This window comes from Legionella sp. (assembly GCF_049790535.1).
GTDB lineage: Bacteria > Pseudomonadota > Gammaproteobacteria > Legionellales > Legionellaceae > Legionella.
Map to the genome: position 1 here is coordinate 75,892 of NZ_JBAQZB010000116.1, position 6,885 is coordinate 82,776.

The following is a 6,885-nucleotide window of genomic DNA, read 5'->3' on the forward strand; positions in this document are numbered from 1 at the left end:
ATTTCCGTTCCAAATCGACCGAAGATGTTCAGAGTGAAAGGTTACCCTAACATCTCCAACAGTTCACGACGGAACATATGGTAATCAACTTCTAAAGCATGGCGCATATGTGCTTTGAAGTGGTAATGAGGCTTACTCATTTCCTGAGCAATTTTTTTATGAAGTTGATCGGGGCGCTTTAGAGTATCCATAATAATACGAGCTACAATTTTTGATTGATAGTCAGCTAATGGCCAAATACACCCTTGAGGCTGACATAAACCAATAAAATAAAGAGTTTCTAAATCTGCATGCATCATTTTGCGGTATAAAGGTACCTGTGTAGAACCGGTAAAATCAATTAACTCCTTATCAATAAAAGGGAAACTAATTTTATAACCCGTAGCAAAAATGACCGTATCAAATTCATGGTGTTCACCGTTAGCAAAATGGACCTTATTGCCTTCAAAATGAGTTATTCCAACATATGGATGAACTTTTCCATGACGAATAGAATAAAGCAATTCAGAATTAATTGTTGGGTGTATTTCTAAAGGCCCACAATCTGGCTTCATTAAACGGTACTTGGCATATCGTCCCTGCAACATTCTAATAACCAGAGTAAAGAGTCTCTGGCGTAGCCACGACGGCATCCACCGAGTTTTAGCAACTGCCTCATCAGTAGGCTTGCCAAACACAAATTTAGGAAAAATATTATAGCCACGCCGCATACTAATAGAAGTTTGTGTAGAAATACGAGCTATTTCAACAGCAACATCACAGGCGGAATTACCACCACCAACAACCAAAACTCGTTTATTTTTGAAAACAGAAGCTTTTTTGTATTGATGTGAATGCAGAATTTCACCATTAAATTGACCAGGATATTCAGGCATGAAAGGATCCCAATGATGCCCATTAGCGATTAATACATAATCGTAACATTGCTCATGTGTGCCTTGAGCATCTTCATATACAACCTGCCATTGTTGTGAGCTATTCCTCGTTACTTTTAAGACTGTTGTATTAAAACGAATGTATCTGGTTAAATCAAAATGCTTTGCATAGCTGTTAAAATACTCTAAAACTAGTTTGTGGGAAGGATAATCAGGATAACTCGCTGGCATAGGAAAATCTTCAAACTGAGACCAGCGTTTTGAACTAATAATATGAGTTGTTTCATAAACACTGGAATGATTATTCTGTTCATCATAAACCCAGTTTCCTCCGATTTGATTATTTTTTTCAAATGCGGTAATTGCAGAAACACCTTGTTCTTGCAAATTTTTAATTGCAGCAAGACCACTTGGGCCTGCTCCGATAACACAGACACGAGGATAATGATTTTCCTTATGCTTTTGTTCTATTTGCATGAGTGGTTACCTTTTTAACTTCTTTCATTATCATCGCTTGAACGACAGGATCTTTATCAATTGTGAAGTGATTAACCTTAACACCTTTTAATTCAGTTACATTAATATTTTCAATAAAGGTTTTATCTGGATCAACCGCTTTAAGTTTTAAACCACTGAACATAGGTACATAACCTGGCTTATAAAAATTCATAGCATGCTTCACGTTAGGCGGCACAATGGTTTGGGATACCGCATCAACAGTAACTAATAAATCAACTGGAATAGCGACTTTATTCAAGTTACGCGCCACTTTGATTTGTTCATTAGCACCTAATGAATGACCTACTAAAATAATTGGCCTATGATTTTTGTGCTTATAATAGTAGGCCATTATAGATTTAGACACAGCACCCGCGTTGTACCACATATCACTGGGAGCTGGAATATCATACTTAACGACTACTGAATTACTTAATTCTTTCATACCTGTACTAAAAACTCCCAACCCCCCCAACATGGTATGCACTTCACCATGATAAGCTTTGTGTTTAACTTGGGAATTTTCTTTTCTGAGGGCATGAATATCTGTTTTGCTATAATACCTAGTGCTCGATAAGTCAATACATCCTGCCATACCCATTGCAAGAAGAGAGGGTAATAAAAATGAAAAGAAACCAATTTGTCGATTATGTAAGCAGTTCATTTTACTATTATTTAAATTTTTTATAAAGAGAGATGATAGCGTATTCTTATAGTGTTTGCCAACACACATCCCGTAAAGATGTGCAATTTTAATCACATCATTAAAGAAGTGAGTGCCTATTCTTAAGTCTGAAACTGAGCCTCCCCGAGGGATGGTAATAACGACTCTCTTGAATTAAAAAATTAATGTTAACTGAGCTCATAATAATTTGCTAAGATGTATTTCTCTTTCATTTGTTGTGAACAATTGTTTATGGAAACACCAAGTTCAATTCTCACCGTAAGTCAGCTCAATCGCCAAGTTAAAAGTTATCTTGAAAATGAACTGGGTCTTGTTCATGTAGAAGGAGAAATTTCCAATTTAAGTAAACCATCCTCAGGACATTTTTATTTCACATTAAAAGACAGTGGGGCTCAGGTACGTTGCGTATTTTTTAAAAATCGCCACTTAAGTACTCTTGCATCTCAGATTGCTGATGGCCAACATCTTATTGTCAGCGGTAAATTAAGTCTTTATGAAGCACGGGGGGATTACCAATTAATCGTTGAAAAAATTACCGAAGCCGGTCTGGGGGCACTCTATCAACGGTTTGAAGAGTTAAAAAATAAACTGGCTGCAGAAGATCTTTTTCATCCAGCGAATAAAAAAGCATTGCCTACTATGCCTAAGACAATAGGTATAATTAGTTCCACTACAGGAGCTGCCATTCGTGATATTTTATCTACCTTAGCGCGGCGTTTTCCCTTAGCACGTGTCTTGATTTATCCTAGTGAAGTTCAAGGTGCTAGTGCGGCTCAACAACTGATTGCAGCACTGCAGCATGCTAATTTTGATGCTCGTTGTGATGTATTGATTCTCGCCCGTGGTGGTGGCAGTATTGAGGATTTATGGTCTTTTAATGATGAACAATTAGCGCGACAGATTGCCAGTAGTTTAATACCCATAGTATCTGGTGTTGGTCATGAAACTGATTTTACCATTGCTGATTTCGTCGCTGATTATCGAGCAGAAACTCCAACTGCAGCGGCAACAGCAGTTACACCTGATTGCCTTGAATTAATGAAATTACTCAACAATTCAATCTTTCGCTTGCAGGAAGCAATACACCGCTTCCTGCAAAAAAAGCAAACCAAACTACAGCACTTAATTGATAAAATATCTTCGCCGCAAAAGACCATTGCAAGCTATTGGCAAACTACTGATTATCTAGAACGCCAACTGAACTCGTGCATCGTGCAGACTATAAAACACAAGAGGCATCAGGTACATCTTTACTCTCATCAATTAAATGCCCTGAATCCCAAAATGCAAATCAAACAGACGCAAATTCTGTTGCAACAAATGACAACACAATTAATCCAGTACATGCACAACAAAATAAATCAACTTAAATACCAATTACACACCCAGTTCGCCACTTTACATGCAGTCAGTCCATTGGCTACACTGGATAGAGGTTATGCTATTGCAACGCACAAAGACAAAGTACTTTTTTCTAGTGAACAAGTACATATTGGAGATATAATTGAAGTACTTTTAGCACAAGGTAAGCTTACTTGTGACATAACAGAAACTCAATCTTAGGATTTAACAAAGCCATGCTTGACGCTCTAGCCAACAGCCTTAATTTAATTATTACGCAAACCCAAGATAACCTTTCTATTTTGGCAGTCATTATAATCATTCCCTGGCTTATTTTTTTTGTTACTCGATTTGATAAAAAATTATTATACATACTGGGAATTATCCCGAGACATCTTCGTGGGCTTCCTGGGATTATTTTTGCTCCCCTCCTGCACCTCAACTTTAATCATCTATTTTTCAACACCATACCTTTAGTAGTATTGAGTAATTTTATCTTAATCAATGGTATTTACTATTATTTAGTAGTGACTGTACTAATTACACTCCTTAGTGGTATTGCTATATGGTGTTTTGCTAAACCCGCTATACATATAGGGGCAAGTGGGGTTATTACAGGGTATTGGGGATTTTTAGTTAGTAATATTTATCAAAATGGCAATGTAACTACATTTATCTTGGGGTTGATTAGTATCTACTATTTTGCTGGTATATTTTTTGGGATTTTCCCCCAACAAAAGGGAGTCTCATGGGAGTCTCACTTATTTGGATTATTAGCAGGGTTCGCAACAAGTTATTTGCTACAGTTTTATCCTTCTTATTTTATGTTGTAGACGAAAAAATAAGAAAAAAGTTCTTTGGAAGCAGGCTACACTTGCGTAAAACTCTATGTTATTCTAAAACCAATAAATCACCAGAGAAATTAAGATGCTATCATGTAAACCCCTTTTTCTCATAGGACTGTTAAGTGTGCTAATCTCTTCTACATGTGCTGGAAAAAAATTCGAAAGTGATTGTTGTAAAAAAATGGGCGGGGTTAGTTACTGTGATTCATCAGCCGGACGACTTGTTTGTAATAATGGCTTTTACTCCACCTGTTATTGTACTCCGCATGCCATAATGGACTTACAATTACTTAGAGGTTGTTGTTTATGGCGCGGCGGTGTTATGCCCCCTCCTTCTCTTAGTGCACCTTCAGGCTTAATCGTGTGTGGCGATGGCTCAATCTCAGAAGAATGCTCACTACAAAATCCTCCAGAAAAAATTGCAGCCTGGTAGGTCATAGGATATACTTTGTCCTCTTAAATCTATTGATTTTTTTCTGCGCAGTTGATATTAATCAGGAACAAAGAAATGATAGAGCAAATTAAATCCACACTTACGCAAGTGAAACAAAGCAAACCTTTAGTACTTTGTTTAACCAATTATGTCACTATGGATCTTATGGCTAATAGCCTATTATCTTTAGGCGCTGCGCCATTAATGTCTGAATCCATAGAAGAAGTTGAAGAATTGGTGACTCTAAGTCACGCTGTTTATATTAACATTGGCACATTAAACGATGTATTTATGGAGCGAGCACGTCTCGCTGCTAAGTATGCTAATTTATTAAACAAACCAGTAATTCTTGATCCTGTAGGTGCAGGAGCTAGTAGGCTTAGAACCTCTGCAGCCATAGAATTACTTCCTCTGGCCAATGTCATCAGAGGCAATGCCAGTGAAATTATTTCATTAACAGGGGCAATGGGTACGACAAAAGGTGTTGAAACTGCAGAGCCTGTGACCAAAGCAATAAACAGCGCGCAGATACTAGCGAAGAACTATAACAAAATTATTGTTATTAGTGGCCCGGAAGATTTTGTAACCGATGGTAATCAGGATCAAATACTTCCGTTTGGCTCTCACTTAATGCCCCTTATCACTGGTATGGGCTGCACACTAACTGCTGTCATTAGCACTTTTGTTGCTTGCAACCTTGACTATTTTCAGGCTACGGTCCACGCGATCGCTTATTTTGGCTTATGCGGGCAACTAGCAGAGCAACAAAGTAATGCCCCTGCTGCATTTAGACAGACATTCATTGACAATTTATTTCATCCTGATTGGGATTTCTTTTCACATAATGCTGCTGAGTCTAAACATGCAGTATAAAGCCTTATCTATAGCAGGATTTGATGGTTCGGGTGGAGCTGGTATCCAAGCTGATCTAAAGACTTTTTCTGCTTTTGGTTGTTACGGAATGACTGTACTTACAGCACTTCCGATTCAAAATACATGCGGTGTAAGAAACTGCTACGATATCCCACTGCAAGCCATTGAAGAGCAACTTTACGCAATTTTTGAAGACATCAGACCAGATAGCATTAAAATTGGTATGTTATTTAATAGCGATATTATTAGATTAGTTGCTGCATTTCTTAAACGTATGGCTGCACATATTCCTATTGTACTTGATCCTGTAACTGTAGCTAAAAGTGGCGATCCTTTGTTATTGCCTGATGCAGTCGATACTTTAATTTCTGAACTAATTCCGCTTGCAACCCTTATAACCCCTAATCTTCCTGAAGCTTATACTTTTACAGGAATGAATGCACACTCTGAAGAAGAAATGTTAATTGTTGGTCAGAAGTTACTGGATCTAGGCCCGCATTATATTTTACTCAAAGGTGGCCATCTAAAGTCCCGAACATCCAATGATTTATTTATGGGAAAAAATGGCGAACTTCATTGGTTTGAAAGTCCAAGAATTAATTCAAAAAATACGCATGGAACAGGATGTACCCTTTCAGCAGCAATTACCGCCTGTCTTGCACAAAAAATAGAAATGGAAAAAGCTTGCGAGATTGCTAAAAGGTATTTATTTAATGCTATAAAAGCAGCTAAGGATAACAATGTTGGCAAAGGGCACGGACCTGTGCATCATTTTTATCATTTGTGGCCTGTAGAATTATCTAAATTTTAGTCTATTAAAGTACACTCTATTTCATCGCATACGCAAAGCGCCATCCAATCTGATGACTTCTCCATTCATCATGCCATTTTCAATAATATGACCCACCAAAGCAGCAAACTCTTCTGGCGTACCAAAACGCTTAGGAAATGTCATTGTTGAGATCAGATTATTCTGTACCTCTTCCGGCATATTGAGTAATAAAGGTGTAGCAATTAATCCGGGCGCTATACTATTCACCCGAATTGCAAACTGTGCCAATTCACGTGCTGCTGGTAAAGTCATTGCAACAATACCTCCTTTAGAAGCACTGTATGCAACCTGACCTATTTGTCCCTCAAATGCAGCGATTGAGGCTGTATTAATAATAACACCACGCTCCTGAGAGTTATCTTCTAACTCTAAGGTCAACATTGAATTTGCCACCACGCGCATCACATTAAAAGTACCAATAAGATTGACATCAATAACGTGTTTAAACGCAGCTAATGGCATTGACCCCTCTTTACCGACAATACGTTTTGCCGGAGCAATTC

The 6,885-nt window shown here is 37.9% G+C and carries 8 protein-coding genes; 4 read left to right on the forward strand and 4 right to left on the reverse strand.

What is annotated here, in order from left to right:
* Positions 1-41: 41 nt before the first annotated feature.
* Positions 42-1,352, reverse strand: coding sequence for a flavin-containing monooxygenase (locus WA877_RS07355; protein WP_425170267.1), 1,311 nt, complete (start codon positions 1,350-1,352; stop codon positions 42-44).
* Positions 1,330-2,037, reverse strand: coding sequence for a hypothetical protein (locus tag WA877_RS07360; RefSeq protein WP_425170278.1), 708 nt, complete (start codon positions 2,035-2,037; stop codon positions 1,330-1,332). The genes WA877_RS07355 and WA877_RS07360 overlap by 23 nt, the downstream gene beginning before the upstream one ends.
* Before the next feature lie 252 nt (positions 2,038-2,289).
* Between WA877_RS07360 and xseA the strand changes: the two genes are divergently transcribed.
* The gene (gene xseA, locus WA877_RS07365; protein ID WP_425170268.1) at positions 2,290-3,621 is read left to right on the forward strand and encodes an exodeoxyribonuclease VII large subunit; all 1,332 of its coding nucleotides are present in this window, start codon (positions 2,290-2,292) and stop codon (positions 3,619-3,621) included.
* 14 nt (positions 3,622-3,635) lie between these two features.
* A complete protein-coding gene (locus tag WA877_RS07370) occupies positions 3,636-4,232 on the forward strand; it encodes a rhomboid family intramembrane serine protease (protein ID WP_425170269.1) in 597 nt (198 codons plus the stop codon).
* A 264-nt stretch (positions 4,233-4,496) separates the two neighbouring features.
* Here WA877_RS07370 and WA877_RS07375 read toward each other — a convergent pair whose 3' ends face one another.
* Positions 4,497-4,682 carry a hypothetical protein gene (locus WA877_RS07375; protein WP_425170270.1) on the reverse strand — a complete coding sequence of 62 codons (186 nt, stop codon included), beginning with the start codon at positions 4,680-4,682 and terminating at the stop codon, positions 4,497-4,499.
* 70 nt (positions 4,683-4,752) lie between these two features.
* Between WA877_RS07375 and thiM the strand changes: the two genes are divergently transcribed.
* Positions 4,753-5,550 (forward strand): hydroxyethylthiazole kinase, encoded by a 798-nt coding sequence (thiM, locus tag WA877_RS07380; protein ID WP_425170271.1) that lies wholly within the window; start codon positions 4,753-4,755, stop codon positions 5,548-5,550.
* Complete coding sequence (thiD, locus tag WA877_RS07385; protein ID WP_425170272.1) at positions 5,540-6,361, forward strand: bifunctional hydroxymethylpyrimidine kinase/phosphomethylpyrimidine kinase; 822 nt, start codon at positions 5,540-5,542, stop codon at positions 6,359-6,361. Before thiM ends, thiD begins: the two co-directional genes overlap by 11 nt.
* Positions 6,362-6,382: 21 nt before the next feature.
* Here the strand turns inward: thiD and WA877_RS07390 are convergent.
* Positions 6,383-6,885: SDR family NAD(P)-dependent oxidoreductase (locus WA877_RS07390; RefSeq protein ID WP_425170273.1), on the reverse strand; the 503-nt coding region annotated here is incomplete at its 5' end.

Coding starts and splice junctions, on each gene's coding strand:
- WA877_RS07355 (WP_425170267.1), bottom strand. CDS start 1,352: ATGCAAATAGAACAAAAGCATAAGGAAAATCATTATCCTCGTGTCTGT.
- WA877_RS07360 (WP_425170278.1), bottom strand. CDS start 2,037: ATGAACTGCTTACATAATCGACAAATTGGTTTCTTTTCATTTTTATTA.
- xseA (WP_425170268.1), top strand. CDS start 2,290: ATGGAAACACCAAGTTCAATTCTCACCGTAAGTCAGCTCAATCGCCAA.
- WA877_RS07370 (WP_425170269.1), top strand. CDS start 3,636: ATGCTTGACGCTCTAGCCAACAGCCTTAATTTAATTATTACGCAAACC.
- WA877_RS07375 (WP_425170270.1), bottom strand. CDS start 4,682: ATGACCTACCAGGCTGCAATTTTTTCTGGAGGATTTTGTAGTGAGCAT.
- thiM (WP_425170271.1), top strand. CDS start 4,753: ATGATAGAGCAAATTAAATCCACACTTACGCAAGTGAAACAAAGCAAA.
- thiD (WP_425170272.1), top strand. CDS start 5,540: ATGCAGTATAAAGCCTTATCTATAGCAGGATTTGATGGTTCGGGTGGA.